At 72.0% G+C, this 16,727-nt stretch carries 15 protein-coding genes and 1 riboswitch; of the genes, 5 read left to right on the forward strand and 10 right to left on the reverse strand.

Annotated elements, in window-relative coordinates; translation table 11 throughout:
- Positions 1-12 precede the first annotated feature (12 nt).
- From IF99_RS0110350 to IF99_RS0110375, 6 genes are all read right to left on the reverse strand, one after another.
- Positions 13-492: a MarR family winged helix-turn-helix transcriptional regulator gene (locus IF99_RS0110350; RefSeq protein ID WP_030996095.1), complete on the reverse strand. Its 480-nt coding sequence runs from the start codon at positions 490-492 to the stop codon at positions 13-15.
- Positions 493-603: 111 nt separating this feature from the next.
- Positions 604-1,485 carry a GNAT family N-acetyltransferase gene (locus IF99_RS0110355; RefSeq protein ID WP_037826713.1) on the reverse strand — a complete coding sequence of 294 codons (882 nt, stop codon included), beginning with the start codon at positions 1,483-1,485 and terminating at the stop codon, positions 604-606.
- 169 nt (positions 1,486-1,654) lie between these two features.
- Positions 1,655-2,137: an NUDIX domain-containing protein gene (locus tag IF99_RS0110360; protein WP_030996097.1), complete on the reverse strand. Its 483-nt coding sequence runs from the start codon at positions 2,135-2,137 to the stop codon at positions 1,655-1,657.
- Positions 2,138-2,230: 93 nt separating this feature from the next.
- Positions 2,231-3,151, reverse strand: coding sequence for a LysR family transcriptional regulator (locus IF99_RS0110365; protein WP_030996098.1), 921 nt, complete (start codon positions 3,149-3,151; stop codon positions 2,231-2,233).
- A gap of 197 nt (positions 3,152-3,348) precedes the next feature.
- Positions 3,349-4,467 (reverse strand): cystathionine gamma-lyase, encoded by a 1,119-nt coding sequence (locus tag IF99_RS0110370; protein WP_030996099.1) that lies wholly within the window; start codon positions 4,465-4,467, stop codon positions 3,349-3,351.
- Positions 4,468-4,647: 180 nt separating this feature from the next.
- On the reverse strand, positions 4,648-5,040 hold the full coding sequence (locus IF99_RS0110375; RefSeq protein ID WP_030996100.1) for a phage holin family protein: 393 nt from the start codon (positions 5,038-5,040) through the stop codon (positions 4,648-4,650).
- A 66-nt stretch (positions 5,041-5,106) separates the two neighbouring features.
- On the opposite strand from IF99_RS0110375, the gene IF99_RS0110380 reads away from it, so the two are divergent.
- The 3 genes from IF99_RS0110380 to IF99_RS0110390 all read left to right on the forward strand — a co-directional run bounded on the left by IF99_RS0110380 (position 5,107) and on the right by IF99_RS0110390 (position 6,893).
- Positions 5,107-5,424 (forward strand): cupin domain-containing protein, encoded by a 318-nt coding sequence (locus tag IF99_RS0110380; protein WP_030996101.1) that lies wholly within the window; start codon positions 5,107-5,109, stop codon positions 5,422-5,424.
- Between the two features lie 313 nt (positions 5,425-5,737).
- Positions 5,738-5,956 carry a DUF5326 family protein gene (locus IF99_RS0110385; RefSeq protein ID WP_030996102.1) on the forward strand — a complete coding sequence of 73 codons (219 nt, stop codon included), beginning with the start codon at positions 5,738-5,740 and terminating at the stop codon, positions 5,954-5,956.
- Between the two features lie 481 nt (positions 5,957-6,437).
- The gene (locus IF99_RS0110390) at positions 6,438-6,893 is read left to right on the forward strand and encodes an SsgA family sporulation/cell division regulator (RefSeq protein ID WP_030996103.1); all 456 of its coding nucleotides are present in this window, start codon (positions 6,438-6,440) and stop codon (positions 6,891-6,893) included.
- A gap of 91 nt (positions 6,894-6,984) precedes the next feature.
- Here IF99_RS0110390 and IF99_RS0110395 read toward each other — a convergent pair whose 3' ends face one another.
- Complete coding sequence (locus IF99_RS0110395; protein ID WP_030996104.1) at positions 6,985-8,493, reverse strand: YibE/F family protein; 1,509 nt, start codon at positions 8,491-8,493, stop codon at positions 6,985-6,987.
- Between the two features lie 71 nt (positions 8,494-8,564).
- A riboswitch (TPP riboswitch) is annotated at positions 8,565-8,713 on the forward strand.
- On the opposite strand from IF99_RS0110395, the gene thiC reads away from it, so the two are divergent.
- Both thiC and IF99_RS0110405 read left to right on the forward strand, forming a co-directional pair.
- Complete coding sequence (thiC, locus tag IF99_RS0110400; protein WP_030996105.1) at positions 8,706-10,508, forward strand: phosphomethylpyrimidine synthase ThiC; 1,803 nt, start codon at positions 8,706-8,708, stop codon at positions 10,506-10,508. (Overlaps the previous riboswitch by 8 nt.)
- Positions 10,509-10,626: 118 nt before the next feature.
- Complete coding sequence (locus tag IF99_RS0110405; RefSeq protein ID WP_030996106.1) at positions 10,627-11,067, forward strand: DUF2448 domain-containing protein; 441 nt, start codon at positions 10,627-10,629, stop codon at positions 11,065-11,067.
- Positions 11,068-11,292: 225 nt separating this feature from the next.
- On the opposite strand, the gene IF99_RS0110410 is transcribed toward IF99_RS0110405, so the two are convergent.
- From IF99_RS0110410 to IF99_RS0110420, 3 genes are all read right to left on the reverse strand, one after another.
- Positions 11,293-12,207: a hypothetical protein gene (locus IF99_RS0110410; RefSeq protein ID WP_030996107.1), complete on the reverse strand. Its 915-nt coding sequence runs from the start codon at positions 12,205-12,207 to the stop codon at positions 11,293-11,295.
- A 475-nt stretch (positions 12,208-12,682) separates the two neighbouring features.
- Entirely contained in the window at positions 12,683-13,831 is a 1,149-nt protein-coding gene (locus IF99_RS0110415) for a metallophosphoesterase (protein ID WP_030996108.1), read from the reverse strand.
- A gap of 1,381 nt (positions 13,832-15,212) precedes the next feature.
- Complete coding sequence (locus IF99_RS0110420; protein WP_078655043.1) at positions 15,213-16,340, reverse strand: LacI family DNA-binding transcriptional regulator; 1,128 nt, start codon at positions 16,338-16,340, stop codon at positions 15,213-15,215.
- Positions 16,341-16,727: the final 387 nt, after the last annotated feature.

Raw genomic sequence — 16,727 nt, forward strand, 5'->3', positions numbered from 1 at the left:
GGCCGGTCCGGTTCAGGCGGGCTGGCCGAGGAGCCGGGGCGAGGCGTCCAGCTGTTCCATGGCGGTGACGAGCGGGGCGAGTTGCGGGTCGAGTGCGGCCTCGTCGAGTGCGGCGCGCAGGGCCGCGTCATTGGTGGGACGGGCCTCTTCCAGGAGGGCTCGGCCCGCTTCGCTCACATCCGTGTAGATGCCGCGCCGGTCGGTGGGGCAGAGGTAGCGGGCCAGCAGGCCACGGTCCTCCAGGCGCGTCACGAGGCGTGTCGTCGCGGACTGGCTGAGCACGACGGCTTCCGCGACCTGCCGCATCTGGAGGTGGCCGCCGTCGCCGTCGTGCTGACGGCTGAGGACGTCGAGGAGGGAGTACTCCCGCACGCTGAGGTCGTGTGCCGCCTGGAGGGCGCGTTCGATGCGCGTCTCGATCCGGCTGTGCAGCAGCGAGAGGGCGGACCAGCTGTGCGCGAGCGCCGTCAGAGCGGGGTCGGTCGCCGTCATCGTTCTCCTCCGTCCGTCCCGGATGTTCAGCCTAGGTCACATACGAAATAACCACTCGCTGCAACTATACGGCGTATGCAAATATTCCGGCCGGTTCCGGGCCCCGCTCGCTCAGCCCGTCGCCGTGCTGAGCGGCGCGTACCGCCGGGGCCGGTCCCCGGGCAGTGCGGCGGTACCGCGCAGCATCAGGCGGCTGCGGAGTACGGGACGCAGACCGTGGGCGGTGAGCCAGCCGCGCAGTTCCTCCTGGTGGCTCTCCAGCACGATCCGTACCGGCGTACGTGCCCCGTGGACGAGGTCGGCGACCAGAGCCTGCGCGAGGAGCGGCTCGCGGGCGACGAGGGGGCCGAGGAGAGCGGCGTGCGGTTCGGTGCGGAGGGCGGCGAAGCCGAGGACCCGGCCGTCGGTGTCCTCGGCGAGACTCATCCGGTCGGCGAAGGCAGGGAGCCGGGCGAGCAGGGGAGTGCGGTCCAGGCCGAAGACCTCCCGGTCCACATCGAGCAGAGCGCGCAGATCCCCGGCGGTCGCCCGCCGGACCCGGACCCCGGGAACCGGTCCCGCGGTGACGAAGTGCCCCTCCAGCGTCTCGACATCCCCCGTGGCCGCCGCGCGGAAACCGAGGTCCTCGTAGAGCGGCGCGCGCTCCTCGCTCGCGTAGAGAGCGAGGGCTTCGACGGGCTCCTGAGCGATCACCTCGCTGAGCAGGCGGCGACCGAGCCCCCGGCCCGCGTGGTCGCGGCTCACGAGCAGCATGCTGAGCACGGTCAGGCCGGAGTGCCCCTCGGGGCCGTAGCGATGACTGACACAGACGGCGCGGAGCCCACCGCGCGGGTCGTCGATGCCGTATCCGGTGCCCGCCGTCAGCAGCAGGGTCCACAGCCGTCGGTCGGGGAACCAGCCTCTGTTCTGTGCCAGCTCCAGGCAGTGCGGGAGATCGTGCAGGGTCAGCCTGCGGAGAGCCAGAGCGGCGGACGGCGGAGGAGTGGGCAGCACGCGCTCAGGCTTACCGACGTCAGGGGCGTGCGTCCACCCTCTTTTCAGACTACGGACCTGTTCCGCGGTGAGGGATGTTTCACGTGGAACATCGCGTGACGCGGGAACAACGTGCGGATGCTCGCCGGATGACTCACGAGGAGCGGCGCCCCGCGCGGTCTGCGCCGCGTCAGCCGAGATCCGCGTCGAGGAGGGCGAGTACCCCCTCGATATTGCCGTCGAGGTAGTGCCGCAGGGAGAGCGGGACGAGGTGGACGGAGGCGATACCGACACGGGTGAAGGGGATGCGGACGATCTCGTAGGTTCCACAGGGCTGTTCCATCTCAGGTCCGTGCCGCTGCTCCAGATCCATGGACACGAGGCGGCAGACGAAGAAGTACTGGACTTTGACCCCGGTGGCGCCGCCGTCCGCGCCGATGTGTTCGACCGTGTCCACGAAACACGGGACGACATCGGTGATCTTCGCGCCCAGCTCCTCGTGGACCTCCCGGTGCAGGGCGTCGATGACGGTCGCGTCCTCCGGCTCCACGCCGCCCCCCGGGGTGACCCAGTAGGGATCGACGCCCGGCTTGACGCGCTTGATGAGGACAAGGTCCTCGCCGTCGAGCAGGACGGCGCGAGCGGTGCGCTTGACCACGGGGCGAACGGTCATGGAAGGAATGTGGCCCGGGTTGTTTCACGTGAAACATGCGCGCCCCGGGCGCTTGAGGGCCGCGCCTGGCGTGGAGCGTGCTCCGGGGCACGTTCAGCTCCATTCCGCCGCCGCGCGCAGCAGGCGGTCGTGGGCGCGGGAGAGGTGGGGCAGGGCGAGAGTCCCCGTGCGGGCGACGAGGAAGTATGTACGGAGCGGAGCCACCGCCGGATGGAGCAGGAGCCGGAGCCGTCCCTCGGTGAGGGGGTCCGCGCAGAGGTAGCGCGGCAGGACCGCGAGGCCGGCACCGGCGAGGACGCAGCCGAGGACGGCCCGCAGATCGGGGACGATCACCGCACCGGGGCCCGGGGGCAGCGCGTCGAAGACGGTGGTCCAGTACCGCGCGACGAGGGGCAGCGACTCGTGGCAGTCGACGAAGGGGAGTGGCTGAGCACGGCCTGCGCCCGGCGTCGGGCCGACGCCGTGGAGGCGCTCGACGGGGAGCCGGTCCGCCCAGGCCGGCGCCGCGACGAGGACGAGTTCCTCGTCGCACAGCGCGGTAGCCGTGAGCAGTCCCCCACGGGGGCGGACCGTGCTGATCGCCAGATCGTGATGCCCTGCGGCGAGCCCTGCGAGGCTCTCCTGCGCGGTGCCGAACGTGGCCCGGATCCCTGAACCCGGGCCGTCCCCCTTGTCGATGCCGCTGAGCGCGGGCAGTGCGCGTTCGGCGAGGAACTCCGGGGGCCCTGTGAGGTGGAGTGTGCGGGCCCGGCTCCCGCTCGCGGCGACACCACCCTCCGCGATCTCCAGGAGGGCGTCGAGGTGCGGGGCCGCTTTGTGGGCTAGTTCCTCACCGAGCGACGTGGGCGTCACCCCGCGCGCCTGGCGCAGGAAGAGCGGGCGGCCCACTTGGCGTTCGAGGGCTCTTATCTGGGAGGTCACCGCGGGTTGCGAAAGGCCGAGCAGGGCGGCGGCACGGGTGAAGGAACCCGCCCGGTGCACGGCGACGAAAGTGCGCAACAGGGCGAGATCCATCGCGACTTGCCCCTCCCGGTGGTCGGCCCCGGAGCGGACCCGGGCGGTCAACGATAGAGCTGGCGGTACCCCGTCGTCTCTCCAGGGAGGGGAGAGGGGAAAGCAGTCAACTGCCCTGGGACGGGCGGCCCTTCACACAAGCCGTGGTGGTCCGGGCCACCAGAGGGCTCGGACCACCCGCGTGCCTTCCGGTCCGCTCAGTCGCCGCTCTCGTCGAGCGCCCGCAGCACGTCGGCCACGAGGTCCTCGGTGTCCTCGACGCCCGCCGAGAAGCGGATGAAGCCCTCGGCGACCGCGTCCCCGCCCCAGCGACGGCGCCGCTCGGCGGTGGAGCGCACGCCACCAAAGCTCGTGGCGTCCTCGACGAGCCGGGCGGCGGCGAGGAAGCGCTCGGCGTGCGCGCGCGAGGGCAGCGTGAAGCCCAGGACGGTCCCGTACCGCAGCATCTGCGCCGTGGCGAGCCGGTGCGCGGGATCCTCGGGGAGGCCGGGGTAGCGCAGGCCGCTCACCTCGGGCCGGGCGCGCAGTGCCTGCGCGACGGCCAGCGCGTTGGCGTTCTGCCGGTCGAGGCGCAGCTGGAGCGTCGCGAGCGAACGGTGCGCGAGCCAGGTCTCCATGGGGCCCGGGATGGCGCCGATGATCTTGCGCCAGCGTCGTACGCCTTCCAGGAGGGCCGGATCGCGCGTGGTGACGTGGCCGAGGAGGATGTCGCCGTGGCCGGTGAGGGCCTTGGTGTCGGAGGCGACGGAGAAGTCCGCGCCGAGGTCCAGCGGGCGCTGGCCGAGCGGCGTCGAGAGGGTGTTGTCGACTCCGACGAGCGCCCCCTTCTCGTGCGCGGCGGCGACGAGCCGCCGGATGTCACAGACGTCGAGGCCGGGGTTCGAGGGCGACTCGATCCATAGCAGTCGCGCACCGTCGAGCGCGTCGAGTGGGGCGGCCTCTCCGGTGGGGGTGACGCGCACGGTCACGCCGTACGCGGTGAGCTGTTCGCGCACGAGGGGCAGGACCTGGTACCCGTCCGAGGGGAGCACCACGGTGTCCCCGGCCCGCAGCTGGGAAAAAAGCACCGCCGAGATCGCGGCCATCCCGGAGGCGAAGAGCAGCGTCCCCGCCTCTTCGCCGGGCGCCTCCAGCTCGCTGAGGGCGCTTTCGAGGTGGGCCCAGGTCGGGTTGCTGTCGCGCCCGTACGTATAGGGCCCGGCTACCTCTCCCGGGAGGTGGAAGTGCGCGGCGAAGACCGGACCCGGCATGGTCGGTTCGTTGCGTGCCGCCTCCGGCAGTCCCGCGCGCACTGCCCTCGTTCCGTCGCCGGTCATGCTGTCCCTCTTCTCGTCCGCTGCCGCTCCCCGGCCGTCTGCCGGGCCGTGAACGGGCTGACCGTCACCGCTCCCGCACCGCGCTGTGCCGGGTCCCCAGGATGGGGCACGCGGCGGCCTGCCCGGGAGGCGGCCCTCCCCGGGGGAGGGGCGCGACGGTGGGGCCCTAGCGCCGGGGGCTCAGGCGCGCTCGGTGGGGCGGCCGTCGGGCAGGGCGAGCGAGACGGCCCAGGAGACGACCGAGACGATGAGCCCGCCGAGCACGGCGGTCCAGAAGCCGCTGACGTGGAAGGGGACGTGGAGGAGGCCGCAGATCCATGACGTCAGCAGCAGCATGAGGGCGTTCACGATGAGGGTGAGAAGCCCGAGGGTCAGGATCAGGAGCGGCAGGGTCAGCAGCTGCACGAGCGGTTTCACCAGGACGTTCACCACGCCGAAGACCAGTGCGACGATAATCAGCGTGAGCGCCCTGTGGCCGGTGTTGTGGCCGGTGAGGGTGATGCCGTCGAGCAGCCACACGGCCACCGCGAGGGCCGCCGCGTTGGCGAGGGTCCTGAACACGAAGGTCTTCATGGGCTGATCGTGACAGACGTGGGCGGTACCGGCGGCACCGGAGCGGCGAAGGGGTGGATGAAGTCGATGAAGGCATTCCGGCTGGACGAGCTGGACCTCGAACGGTCCGTGAACGACGGCGCGTACCTGCAGTTCCTGCGCGAGCGGAACATGTCCGTGGGGCTGTACGCGCTCGACGCGGGGGCCACCGACCCCCAGCAGCCGCACCGGCAGGACGAGGTCTACCTCGTGGTGAGCGGACGGGCCGCGCTGACCGTGGGGCAGGAGACGACGGAGGTCGCGCGCGGCAGCGTCGTCTACGTACCGGCGGGGACGCCGCACCGCTTCCACCACATCAGCGAGGATCTGCGGGTCCTCGTCGTCTTCTCGCCGCCGGAGGGCTGAGCGGGCGCCGGGGAGCGGACGCCAGGGAACCCGGCGAGCGGCCCGGGCGAGCGGCGCCGGCGACACCGCCGGGAGGGAAGCGGGCCCGGACGGCGCCCCTGAGAGGGAGCAGGCACCCGAAGTCGACCCTGAGAGAGAAAGGCCAGTTCAGCGGGGGCTTTCTCAGGGTTCCCCGGGGACAGGGGGCGCTGTCCCCTAGGGGTACGAATCAGGGATAAGCCAGGGTTGCCGAGTGCCCACTCGCCGGGTTTTCCCCCCTAGCATCGAAGCAGGCCGGGCAGGACCCGGAACCGGTTGAAGCGAGGTAGCAACGATGGGTGTGCGGGAGATAGTCACGGACTTGCCGTGGTGGGTGAAGTGGGTGGCCGTTCCGCTCATCGCGCTGGCGATCTTCGGCGGGGTGATCGTCTCGATTCTGAGCGTGGTGGTCGGCCTGCTCTTCAAGGTGCTCGTCTTCGTCGTCGTGGTCGCGGCGCTCGTGTTCGTCGTGCGGAAATTCAAGGAGTCGGCGGGGCCGGGAAGCCGGCACTGACCGAGTGCCTCCGCCGGTCGGCGCCGCGCCCGTCGCGCGGCCACCGGCGGGGGACATCCGCGTCCCGGAGTTGACGGGGAGCACCCCGAATGGACGCTCTTGACCATCAACTCCCTTCCGCAGGAGTGCCTTTGCCCTCCGCTGATGCATAGCTCTGCGTGACGCTTGGGCCGTCGGTGTCGCCGCCTGGGGCCGGTGTGTTCGTATGGCCCATGCGGGCCGAAGGGGTGAACGTGGGCGAATCCCCGCGTGCCTTGCATGTGCGGACCGCCTGGGGGCAGCCGGAATACGGGTGATCGGTGCCGGGGATTCCACGAACCGCCCGGGCGGAAACCGCTCGGACGGATTTTCCCGCTCGTTTCTTCCCGCAATCAGCAGCAGCGGGATCACGCACTGTGATGTGATGTGTTCACTGAGCTAGATGTCAGGAGTGTCAGGGGATTTTCCTCTGGCAAGGTGACGGCAATCGACGGGGTTGGCGATGCGCGAGTCCGTACAGGCAGAGGTCATGATGAGCTTCCTCGTTTCCGAGGAGCTCTCGTTCCGTATCCCCGTCGAGCTTCGCTACGAGGCCGCCGATCCCTACGCGGTCCGGCTGACCTTCCACCTGCCCGGTGATGCCCCGGTCTCGTGGACGTTCGGGCGGGAACTGCTCGCGGACGGCATCGACGAGGCGTGCGGCGACGGGGATGTGCGGGTCTCGCCCGTGGAGCCGGAGCCCCTGCTCGACGGCGAGGGCCCCGGAGAGCTGCACATCAGGCTCCAGGTCGGCGCCGACCAGGCCCTCTTCCGGGTGGGCATGGCGCCGATCGTCGCCTTCCTCGACCGGACCGACCGCCTCGTCCCCCTGGGTGAGGAGCGTGCCTCCGCGGACTTCGAGAGCCACCTCGACGACGCCCTGCACCGCATCCTCGCCGAGGAGCCGAGCGCGGGCTGAACCCCGGAGCCGGGGCGTCCCCCGTGCCCGCGGCGGCCCGCCCGCTCTTCGTGCGCGCAGCATCCTGAGGTCTCCGCGGTGCTCCCGCTCCTCAGTGTTTCCTGCGGCGTCCGCCGCCTCCGAGCAGCCGCCCCGCGGCCGGGCCGGGCACCTCGGCGTGCGGGGGAACGGCCTGAACGGGGGACGACGGCGGGTGCGGCACACGGTCCGCCGAGACCACGAGCGTCGCGAGCGCCGTCGTGACCGGCACCGAGGCGACCAGGCCGATCGAGCCGACGAGGGTCCGCACGATCTCCTCGCCGACGAGTTCGCTCGTCGCGACCGCGCCCACGTCGCTCCGCGCGAGCGAGAAGAGCAGCAGGAGGGGCAGCGCGGCCCCCGCATAGGCGAGGACCAGGGTGTTGACCACCGAGGCGATATGGTCGCGGCCGATCCTGATCCCCGCGCGGTACAGCGCGCGCCGCGTCATCCCGGGGTCGGCCTGGTGCAGCTCCCAGACGGCCGAGGTCTGCGTGACCGTCACGTCGTCGAGCACCCCGAGCGAGCCGATGAGCACTCCCGCCAGGAGCAGTCCGCTCATGTCGATGTGCGGGTAGAGCCCGTGGATGAGGCCCGTGTTGTCGTCGGTGTTTCCGGTGAGCGCCGCCCAGCCGATGAAGAGCGAGCCCAGCACCCCGATGAGCAGCAGCGAGGTGAGGGTGCCGAGCACCGCGACGGAGGTGCGCGCGCTGAGCCCGTGGCACAGGTAGAGGGCGATGAGCATGATGGCGCTCGCCCCGACCACGGCCACGACGAGCGGATTCGACCCCTCCAGGATCGCGGGCAGGATGAAGAAGGTCAGCACGAGGAAGCTCACCGCGAGCGCCACGAGGGCCATGAGCCCCCGCATCCGCCCGACCGCCACGACGACGAGGGCGAAGACCGCGGCGAGCACCACCATCGGCGGGGTACGGCCCACGTCCGTGACGGAGTACTGGAGCGCGCGCGGCGCGTCGGGCGCGTAGGCGAGAACGACCTCCTGGCCCGCGTGGAGCCGGCGCGAGGTGTCGGGACGGATCAGCTCGGGGTAGCGGTGCCCCTTGTCCTTCCCCTCGGTGACCTCGACCGTCGCCTGCTCGCAGACCCCCGCCGCGTGCTCCCCCGAGGCCGCGTCAGAACCCGCGCCCGACGACCCCGCGCCCGACGATCCCGTGCCGCCGGACTCCGAGGTGCCGCCGGATTCCGAGGAATCCGTACCGCCGGACGACGACGGGTCCGGCGGGCCGTTCCCGCCGCTCCCCTGCCCCGAGCCGCCTCCGGCCGCGTCGTTGCAGCCGACGTGCTCCATGCCGACGACCTTGCCGCTGACGGTCTGCCGGTCGAAGCCGACGCCCGACCGCTCGTGCGCCCCCGGAGCCCCGGGCCACAGCAGGACGAGCCCGGCGACGACGACGGCGGCGAAGGGGACCAGGACCGCCGCGATGACCGTGCGCAGCCGGCGCGAACCGGGGGCCGCCGGGCCGTGGTGGTGGCTGTGCCCGTGGCCCGGGGAGGGATGGTCGCCCTCCGGGGACGAGGGGGGCGGCGGGGGCGCCTGAGGCGTGGGAGGTAGCGTCGTCACCGGCCGATCATCGCAAGAACCGAGGGGGCCCTCTGGCCAGCACGCCCGGACGGGCGCTAGCGTGGCACGTGATTTGTCCCCGCGGGAGCTCGGAGCACCGGGCTGAGAGGGCGCTGATCTCCTCGTGCGGCCGCACACGCGGCCCAAGGGAGGAACGCTGCGCCGACCGCTGAACCTGTTACCGGGTAATGCCGGCGTAGGGAGTAGGTCTCATGACCACATCGGACGCGCACACCCCTGCCTCCGCACAGCAGCACGACACCCCCGCACCCGTCCACGCCCTCGGTGCGCACAAGGCGTACGTCGAGGGTGAACGGGCGGGGCTGCGGGTGCCCGTGCGGAAGGTGCACCTGAGCGACGGCCGTGCGCTGACGCTGTACGACACCTCGGGCCCGTACACCGATCCGTCCGTCACCACGGACGTACGGCGCGGGCTCGACACCCTTCGCGCCTCGTGGATCGCGGCGCGCGGCGACACCGAGACGTATCCGGGCCGGAGGGTCCGGCCGGAGGACAACGGCCTTCAGCACACCGTCCCGCGTGGCGGTGTGCGCGAGCTGGACGCCGTCTTCCCCGGACGCCCGCGCCGTCCGCGCCGGGCCCGTTCGGCGGCGCCGGTGACGCAGCTCGCCTACGCCCGGCGGGGCGAGATCACGGCGGAGATGGAGTACGCGGCGCTGCGCGAGGGCGTCGCCCCGGAGGTCGTACGCGAGGAACTGGCCACCGGGCGGGCGGTACTACCCGCGAACATCAACCATCCCGAGAGCGAGCCGATGGTCATCGGCAAGCGGTTCCTCGTGAAGATCAACGCGAACATCGGCAACTCGGCGGTCACCTCCTCGATCGAGGAGGAGGTCGAGAAGATGACGTGGGCGACGCGCTGGGGCGCGGACACCGTCATGGACCTCTCGACGGGCCGGGACATCCACACGACGCGGGAGTGGATCCTGCGCAACTCCCCCGTCCCCATCGGCACCGTGCCGCTCTACCAGGCGCTGGAGAAGGCCGGCGGGAAGGCGGAGGAACTGAGCTGGGAGCTGTACCGCGACACGGTCGTGGAGCAGGCCGAGCAGGGCGTCGACTACATGACCGTGCACGCCGGGGTGCGGCTCGCGTACGTACCGCTCACCGCGCGCCGGACCACCGGCATCGTCTCGCGCGGCGGTTCCATCATGGCGGCGTGGTGCCTCGCGCACCATCAGGAGTCCTTCCTGTACACGCACTTCGAGGAGCTGTGCGAGATCCTCGCGGCATACGACGTGACGTTCTCGCTCGGCGACGGTTTGCGGCCGGGCTCCGTCGCGGACGCCAACGACGAGGCGCAGTTCGCCGAGTTGCGCACGCTCGGCGAACTCACCGCCGTCGCACGCGAGCACGGCGTGCAGACGATGGTCGAGGGCCCCGGGCACGTACCGATGCACAAGATCAAGGAGAACGTCGAACTGCAGCAGGAGCTCTGCGACGGGGCGCCGTTCTACACGCTGGGGCCGCTGACCACGGACGTCGCGCCGGGCTACGACCACATCACCTCCGGCATCGGCGCCGCGATGATCGCGTGGTGGGGCACCGCGATGCTCTGCTACGTCACGCCGAAGGAGCACCTGGGGCTTCCCGACAGGGACGACGTGAAGACCGGCGTCATCACGTACAAGATCGCCGCCCACGCCGCCGATCTCGCCAAGGGGCACCCGGGGGCGCAGGAGTGGGACGACGCGCTCTCGCAGGCACGCTTCGACTTCCGGTGGGAGGACCAGTTCAACCTGTCGCTCGATCCTGAGACGGCGCGCGCCTTCCACGACGAGACGCTGCCCGCCGAACCGGCGAAGACGGCGCACTTCTGCTCCATGTGCGGTCCGAAGTTCTGCTCGATGCGGATCAGCCGGGACATCAGCGAGCGCTTCGGGACGGAGGGGGGTACGGAGCTGAGCAAGGAGGAGATCGCGGCCGGGATGATGGAGAAGTCACGGGAGTTCGCCGCTTCGGGGAACCGCGTGTATCTGCCGCTGGCGGAGTGAGCGCGGCTCTCTGCGCGGGCGGGGAGGGGGCCCTCCTGGGGCGTACTCGCCCGGTTCCGGGGTCACTTCGCCGCTCGGTCGCGGGTTTTCTCCGGTGCTGAGCGGCAACCCGAAGGCCATGACTGGAGAGAACCCGCAGACCAAGCACTCCCGCGACGCCGTGGCCGGTTCGGCCTCCGCGACCGGGACCGAGGATGCCCCGGTGGCGGCAAACGTGTCGGAGAAGGCCGATGGGGCGCTCTCCGCGGCCGGGGTGAAGACGGAAGAGGCCGCCGAGGCGGCGCGGGCACGTGTCCGTGCCGCCGGAGCGGCGGGCAAGCGCGTGGAAGCCAAGGCGAGGACCGGCGTGGACGCCGGGCGGCGCAAGGTCTCCGAGGTCTCGGAGAAGGCCGTCGCCTCGGCGGGCACGGCTTGGCAGACGGCGCGCGAGCACAAGGTGGCCGTGACGAGCGCCGGCGCCGGGCTGCTGACGGTGGCCACGGCCTCGTTCCTCGCGGGACGGAAGTCCGGGGTACGAGCCGTGGGGCCGCTCACGCGGCTGACCGGCGGAAGGCTGTAGCGGGGGATCGGTCCCTCGTGGCCCGATGTTTCACGTGGAACATCCACTGTGGTGTTTCACGTGAAACATCGGGCTTTTCCGCGTGGGGTGCGGGTGCGGATGCGAGTGCGGGCGCTGGTGTGGGGGGCTGGGAGGCGGGTGCGCTCGGGCCACGTCGGCGAGTACGGGGGCACACCGCGCTCCGTACGCGGGGAACGGCCTGCGATGTTTCACGTGAAACATCGCTCACTCCGGGCGGTGCTCCGGGCCGCCGTAGTCCGGGCTGCTGAAGTCGGGGCTGGAGTAGCGGGGACGGGAGGCCGCCTCGCCGTCCGCCTCGGGGCTGCTGAAGCCAGGACGGTGGTAGCCGAGCCGGGGCATACGGGAGGGGCCGCCGCTACGGCTGGGCATGGGACCGTCCCGCGCGGGGCCCTCCTCAGCCGGTATGCCCTCCCCGCCCTGCTGCTCGAAGCGCGCGTGCTGCTGGAAGAACGGCAGGAACCCCTTTTCCAGCAGGGCACGTTGCCAGTCGGCACGGGCGCGGTCCACCTCCTCGGTCTCCGGATCGGGCGCGGCCGTGCGCGGACGGCGCGGATCGGCGGGGAGCGCGGTGGCTCCGTTCCGCAGCGCGGCGAGGAGCAGGGCGGTCCCGGCGACGAGGATGGCCGCAGCCGCGAGAACGGCGAAGATCCAGCCCGCGGTGAGCAGGGCGTCCCCGATGACGTGCTCGCTGTCCAGGAGTCGCAGCAGGTAGCCGATGAGCAGCAGGACGACGGCGGCGACCCCGGCGAGCACCGGGGTGAGCGCGGCGACCACGACGACAGCCCCGGCTCCTGAAGCCTCGGTCACCTCGCCGAGCGCCGCGGCGAGCCCTCCGCTCTCCTGCGCCCGCGTCGGCACGTCGGCCTTCTCGGTGTCCCCGGCCGTGCGTATCCGCAGGTCTTCGCGGACTCTGACGTAGCGCTGGTACTCGGGCGCGGCGGCGGCCGCGAGGGGAGCCGCCGAGTCGAGCGCCAGGGCCTTCAGGCGCGTGGCGGGGAGCTGCCCGTCGGGACCCGGCGCGGCCGGCCGTGGGACGGCCTGGCGCAGGGCCTCGTCGAGGACCCGCTCGAACTCGGGGTGGTCCTCGGGCAGCAAGTGCGGAGCGCTGTTCATGTGCATCCCCCGATGCTCCGTAGGGCCAAGGCGCCCGCTGGGTGCGGGCAGAGGGCGGAAGCGGAGGAGAGCCTGCTACGGATAAGGCGATGGTAGGCCGGGGACGGCGCAGGGTAACAGGGTGTTTCCGGAAATTGACCGGTCGTACGGTGGGACGCGGCGGCACGTGCGCCCCCCGCACGCCGGGTGGCGCGCCCGTCCGGGCAGGCAGGGAGGGGCGTACGGGCGGCGAGCGCGTGCACGCGCGGGGCGGCGGGGGGATCGCCCGTACGCCGGAGCGGGGGCGGCGTGCGGACATGTGGCGGTGGTACAGGGCCGGGGCGGGTGGCGCCGCGGGCCGCACGGGACCTTGCGGGGTGGCGGCTGCCTGCCGCAGCGTGTGGGCAGTGGAGGGCCTACAGTGCGGCATCGTGGCGCCGCACGGCACGGCGGCAGGGGGCAGCGGGGGTCCAGCGGGGAGGGCGCGAGGCCGGGGTAAGCGTCAGGTAGGGAAGGGCACTTGACGTACCAGCAGCGTCCCCGCCATGGTCACTCCGCCGTCCATCGCGACGGCCAGCCGGTCGGCGTAGATGTGCGGCTCCTCGATCACCGGACGCGGGGTCTCCTCACCGTCCTCGGTTCCGACGTCGCCGAGCAGATACGGGATGGGGCTGTGGCCGTGGACGATACGGGAGCCGCCGAAGGTGTCGAGCAGCTCGCGCGCCGCCTCGGGGCCCGTCTGCTCGTCACGGAAGGCGAAGCGCTTGGTGAACTTGCGGAAGAGGTCCCAGCATTCGTCCGGATCGTTGCGCGTGAGGACCTCGTGGATCGTGTCGTTGACGGCCTCGATCGTGGAGCCGTAGTCGAGGTAGGCGGTGGTGTCGGAGTGCACGAGCAGGTGCTCGTCCTCCTCCACGATCGCGTCGAGCCGGGACATCCACTGGAGGTGGACGTCCTGGAGCCGGTCCATGTCCGCCTTCTGGCCGCCGTTGAGGAGCCAGGCCGCCTGGAAAGTGGCGGTACCCGCTCCGGAGCTGACCGGGGTGTCGCCGAAGCGGCGGGCGCCGAGGAGGAGCAGCTCGTGGTTGCCCATGAGGGCCTTGCAGTAGCCGCCGGCGGCGGCGGCCTCGGCCGAGAGGCGCATGACGAGGTCGATGACCCCGATGCCGTCGGGGCCCCGGTCAGTGAAGTCGCCCAGGAACCAGAGCCGGGCGTTGCCCGCGGCCCAGCGGGCTTCCTCGTCGAGAAGGCCCTGCTCCTGGAGGGCGGCGACGAGTTCGTCGAGATACCCGTGCACGTCGCCGACGACGAAGAGCGGGCCCGGGCCGTCCGCGTGCGCCTGGGGCGCGGCTTCCGGCTGGGAGCCGATGACGGGCAGGTCGCGCTGAGTGGGGGTGTAGTCCTCGTCCACGGGGGCCTCGGGGCCGGCGGACGGGACGGCCTCGGGCGTCGTCGCCGCCTCGGGGGCCTGGCGCTCGGCGTACGCCTGAGCCGCGTCCGCGTACCTGTCGCCCTCGCCCGGATAGGGCTCGGCCCCGTCCGCGAAGGCTTCGGGCTGGGGCATGTAGGCGGGGACGCGGAAGTCGCGCACCGTCGGTGTTCGTTCCGCGGGTCCCTGACCGGCCCCCTGAGTCATTGACCCCTCCACCACGATCGCGCCGCTCCCCACCGCCCGGCCCGCTCGGTCGCAGCGGCCCTCGGTGTCGTGCGCCCATCATAGGAATGCGGTGCGGGGTGTGGGACGCATCAGGGTGGTGAATCCCGCCGCACTCCGCCCCCGGACGGCGTTTTGAGCCGAAATGGCGGGGCGCGGCGCCCGTTCGGCTCCGGAAACGCCGCGACGAGCCGCGGAACCGGTCCCCCGTAGGGAGTACCGGGTGAGGGAGGTGACGGCCCGTGAGGGAAAGGACGGTGAACAGCGAGGCGTGCCGGAACAGCGGCAGGCTGCTCCTGAAGCTCTGCCCCGGGGCCGTCGCGGCTCAGGCGCCGCCGCTTCCTGGTGCTGTGCCGCCTCAGAGGACGGGCTGCTGCGCCTGAGGGCCATGATCGGGCTCTGGGGCCACGTGCGGGGGGTGAGCGACGGACGAAGGCCGGGGGCGGGTCGGCGAAGTCCCGCACAACACCCGCAGCGCCCGGCAGGGGCCCCACCCTCGGAAGGCGAGTACGACACGTCGCTTTGCCGTGGGGCCGCCGGGAGCGGTGGGCTCTGTGAGGCGCTGTGGTCCCGGGCCAGCGGGGCCGCCGAGGGGGCCGACCTCGTGGGCGGCGTCGAGGCGTGGCCTCGGGGTGGTGGTCCGCCCGGAACACCGGGGTCCCGGGGGCGTGCGGTTTTGCAGTGGCCTCGGGGCGGTGCGGCGACTTCCGGAGCGGCGTCCCCACGATGTGGATGCGTGGCGTGACGTCTGCCTGGCCTCCTGATCAGTGGGGTTCCCGGGGCGTGTCCGCGAGGTCCCGTGCGGTGCGGTCGGTGTTCGGCACGTGCGCTCGGTGTGCCGGTTCCAGGTCCTCGTAGTGGCGTCTCGTCGCCGCCTCCGGAACGAAGCGCGGTCCCGAGGGGACATGGCACCAAGATCACCACCGCCCCGGGGCTCCCAAGCCGACCTTTCGAGGCTCTGCTCGGAGGCACCTTCGTGAGGACGCGCGGCCTTCGAGGCTTCGACACCTGCCGGGGCCACGTGGTCCGAGGAGTGTCACACCGTCCCCGGGCCATGTCCTCGAAGCCGCCTCGTCCGTTTCGTGGTCGCGCCCTCTCTGTAGCGACGCGGCCCAGCAAGGCCACCGGCCCGGCGCCGCGCCTTGACGCCACCACCCCAGGCCGCTGCCGGTGGTCAAAGCGAACCCGGGAGCTGCCCCACCTCCCGGGTCCCGTCCCCGAGCTGCGAACCGGGTCGCGTGCCGAGACGCTGTAACCGCCTCGGGGCAGCGGCCCCAGAAGGGCCCCGACCGTGCTCCAGGGGCCTCGGCGTCCGAGGTCGCGGCCCCCGAACCGCCCCCGGCCCCCGTCGCGTCCCGCCGTGCGTCCGTCCGCCCCGCTACCCCCTCCCCTCCCCCGACTCCCGTGGCGGGCTCACCTTCGTGCGAGGAGACCGGCGTTGGGACGAAGTGCGGATGATCAGTTCCGTCGGGATGACGCGTTCCAGCTGGTGCGGTGCGCCGATGCCCTCGATCGCGTCGATGAGGAGCTGGACGACGGCCGTGCCGATGCGGCGCGGCTTGAGCGAGAGCGTCGTGACGGGCGGCTCGGTCGAGGCGTAGACCGTCGACTCGCTGCAACACACGAGGAGGAGGTCCTCGGGAACGCGGAGCCCGTACCTGCGTGCCGCCGCGAGCAGATCCGTGCCGTTGGGGTCGAAGAGACCGTAGACGGCGTCGGGGCGGTCGGGACGGGCCAGGAGCCGGTCGGCGGCGACCGCGCCCGCGCAGGGGTCGTGGGCCGGGTACGACTCCAGGACGGGGTCCTGTCCCACCCGGCGGCACCATTCGAGGTAGGCCGTCGTGGAGAGCCTGGTGTACGTGTCGGTCGTGTTCCCCGTGAGGAGGCCGATCCGGCGAGCCCCCGAGTCCGCGAGGTGGTCGAGTATGCCGAGGACCGCCGCCTCGTGGTCGTTGTCCACCCAAGCCGTCACCGGAAGGGTGCCGTCCGGTCGCCCGTCCGAGACCACCGGAAGCCCCTGCCGCACGAGTTCCGCGACGACCGGGTCGTGGTCGGCCGGGTCGACGACGAGGGTGCCGTCGAGCGCGACGTTGGACCACACGTCCACCGGGCTGAGGCGCGAGGTCGCCGGGAGGATGACGAGGGCGTAACCCCGGTCGAGCGCGGCGGAGGTCGCCGCTCTCGCCATCTCGGCGAAGTAGGCGAATTCCGTGAAGGTGAAAGGTTCATCCCCGTACGTGGTCACGGTCAGGCCGATCAGGCCCGATTTGCCCGTACGGAGGGTGCGTGCCGCCGCCGAGGGGCGGTAGCCGAGTTGCTCGGCCACCTCCCGCACATGGTGGCGGGTGATGTCGGGGAGGCGGCCCTTGCCGTTGAGGGCGTCGGAGACGGTCGTGATCGAGACCCCCGCCGCCGCTGCCACATCTCTGATTCCCGGCCGTCCGGACCGTTTGCCCCTGCGGGGAGTTTCCGCTCGGCTCACCTGTCGCTTCCCTGCTGCTGTCATGGGTTGCCGATAGTAGGGGTCTGTCAGGGGGGTACGGCGGGTGCATATGCAGACCTGTGATGTCACGTTTCTGCAAGGCGACACCCCGTCAAAGCCCTTATATTGCAAGGAACTTAGCCGCTCCCGAGCTGGCTACCCGCCAGTGGGCCGGTGGTACGGCGCCTCTCTGTGCGGGCCGCTCCGGGGGTGCGGCTCACCTGTACGGGCGATGCGCGCCACGGCGCCAGCCAGCGGCGCACGCAGATGAGCGCGCGCCCCTGGCGGTCGCCGCGAAGAAAGCACCGCGGGCGGCTCTGTTCCGGTCTCCCCCGGAGGGCGGCCGACGGCACCTCTCTCGCGAGGCGAGGTGAGGGCGCCCGCGTCAAGGTGAGGGCGCGTGGGTCATTT

Source organism: Streptomyces sp. NRRL F-5630, assembly GCF_000719475.1.
In the GTDB taxonomy this organism is placed as follows: domain Bacteria; phylum Actinomycetota; class Actinomycetes; order Streptomycetales; family Streptomycetaceae; genus Streptomyces.

Excerpts from the sequence above, each read along its gene's own strand:
- IF99_RS0110350 (WP_030996095.1), bottom strand. The coding sequence starts at position 492 with ATGACGGCGACCGACCCCGCTCTGACGGCGCTCGCGCACAGCTGGTCC.
- IF99_RS0110360 (WP_030996097.1), bottom strand. The coding sequence starts at position 2,137 with ATGACCGTTCGCCCCGTGGTCAAGCGCACCGCTCGCGCCGTCCTGCTC.
- IF99_RS0110365 (WP_030996098.1), bottom strand. The coding sequence starts at position 3,151 with ATGGATCTCGCCCTGTTGCGCACTTTCGTCGCCGTGCACCGGGCGGGT.
- IF99_RS0110370 (WP_030996099.1), bottom strand. The coding sequence starts at position 4,467 with ATGACCGGCGACGGAACGAGGGCAGTGCGCGCGGGACTGCCGGAGGCG.
- IF99_RS0110375 (WP_030996100.1), bottom strand. The coding sequence starts at position 5,040 with ATGAAGACCTTCGTGTTCAGGACCCTCGCCAACGCGGCGGCCCTCGCG.
- IF99_RS0110380 (WP_030996101.1), top strand. The coding sequence starts at position 5,107 with ATGAAGGCATTCCGGCTGGACGAGCTGGACCTCGAACGGTCCGTGAAC.
- IF99_RS0110385 (WP_030996102.1), top strand. The coding sequence starts at position 5,738 with ATGGGTGTGCGGGAGATAGTCACGGACTTGCCGTGGTGGGTGAAGTGG.
- IF99_RS0110390 (WP_030996103.1), top strand. The coding sequence starts at position 6,438 with ATGCGCGAGTCCGTACAGGCAGAGGTCATGATGAGCTTCCTCGTTTCC.
- thiC (WP_030996105.1), top strand. The coding sequence starts at position 8,706 with ATGACCACATCGGACGCGCACACCCCTGCCTCCGCACAGCAGCACGAC.
- IF99_RS0110405 (WP_030996106.1), top strand. The coding sequence starts at position 10,627 with ATGACTGGAGAGAACCCGCAGACCAAGCACTCCCGCGACGCCGTGGCC.
- IF99_RS0110410 (WP_030996107.1), bottom strand. The coding sequence starts at position 12,207 with ATGCACATGAACAGCGCTCCGCACTTGCTGCCCGAGGACCACCCCGAG.
- IF99_RS0110420 (WP_078655043.1), bottom strand. The coding sequence starts at position 16,340 with ATGACAGCAGCAGGGAAGCGACAGGTGAGCCGAGCGGAAACTCCCCGC.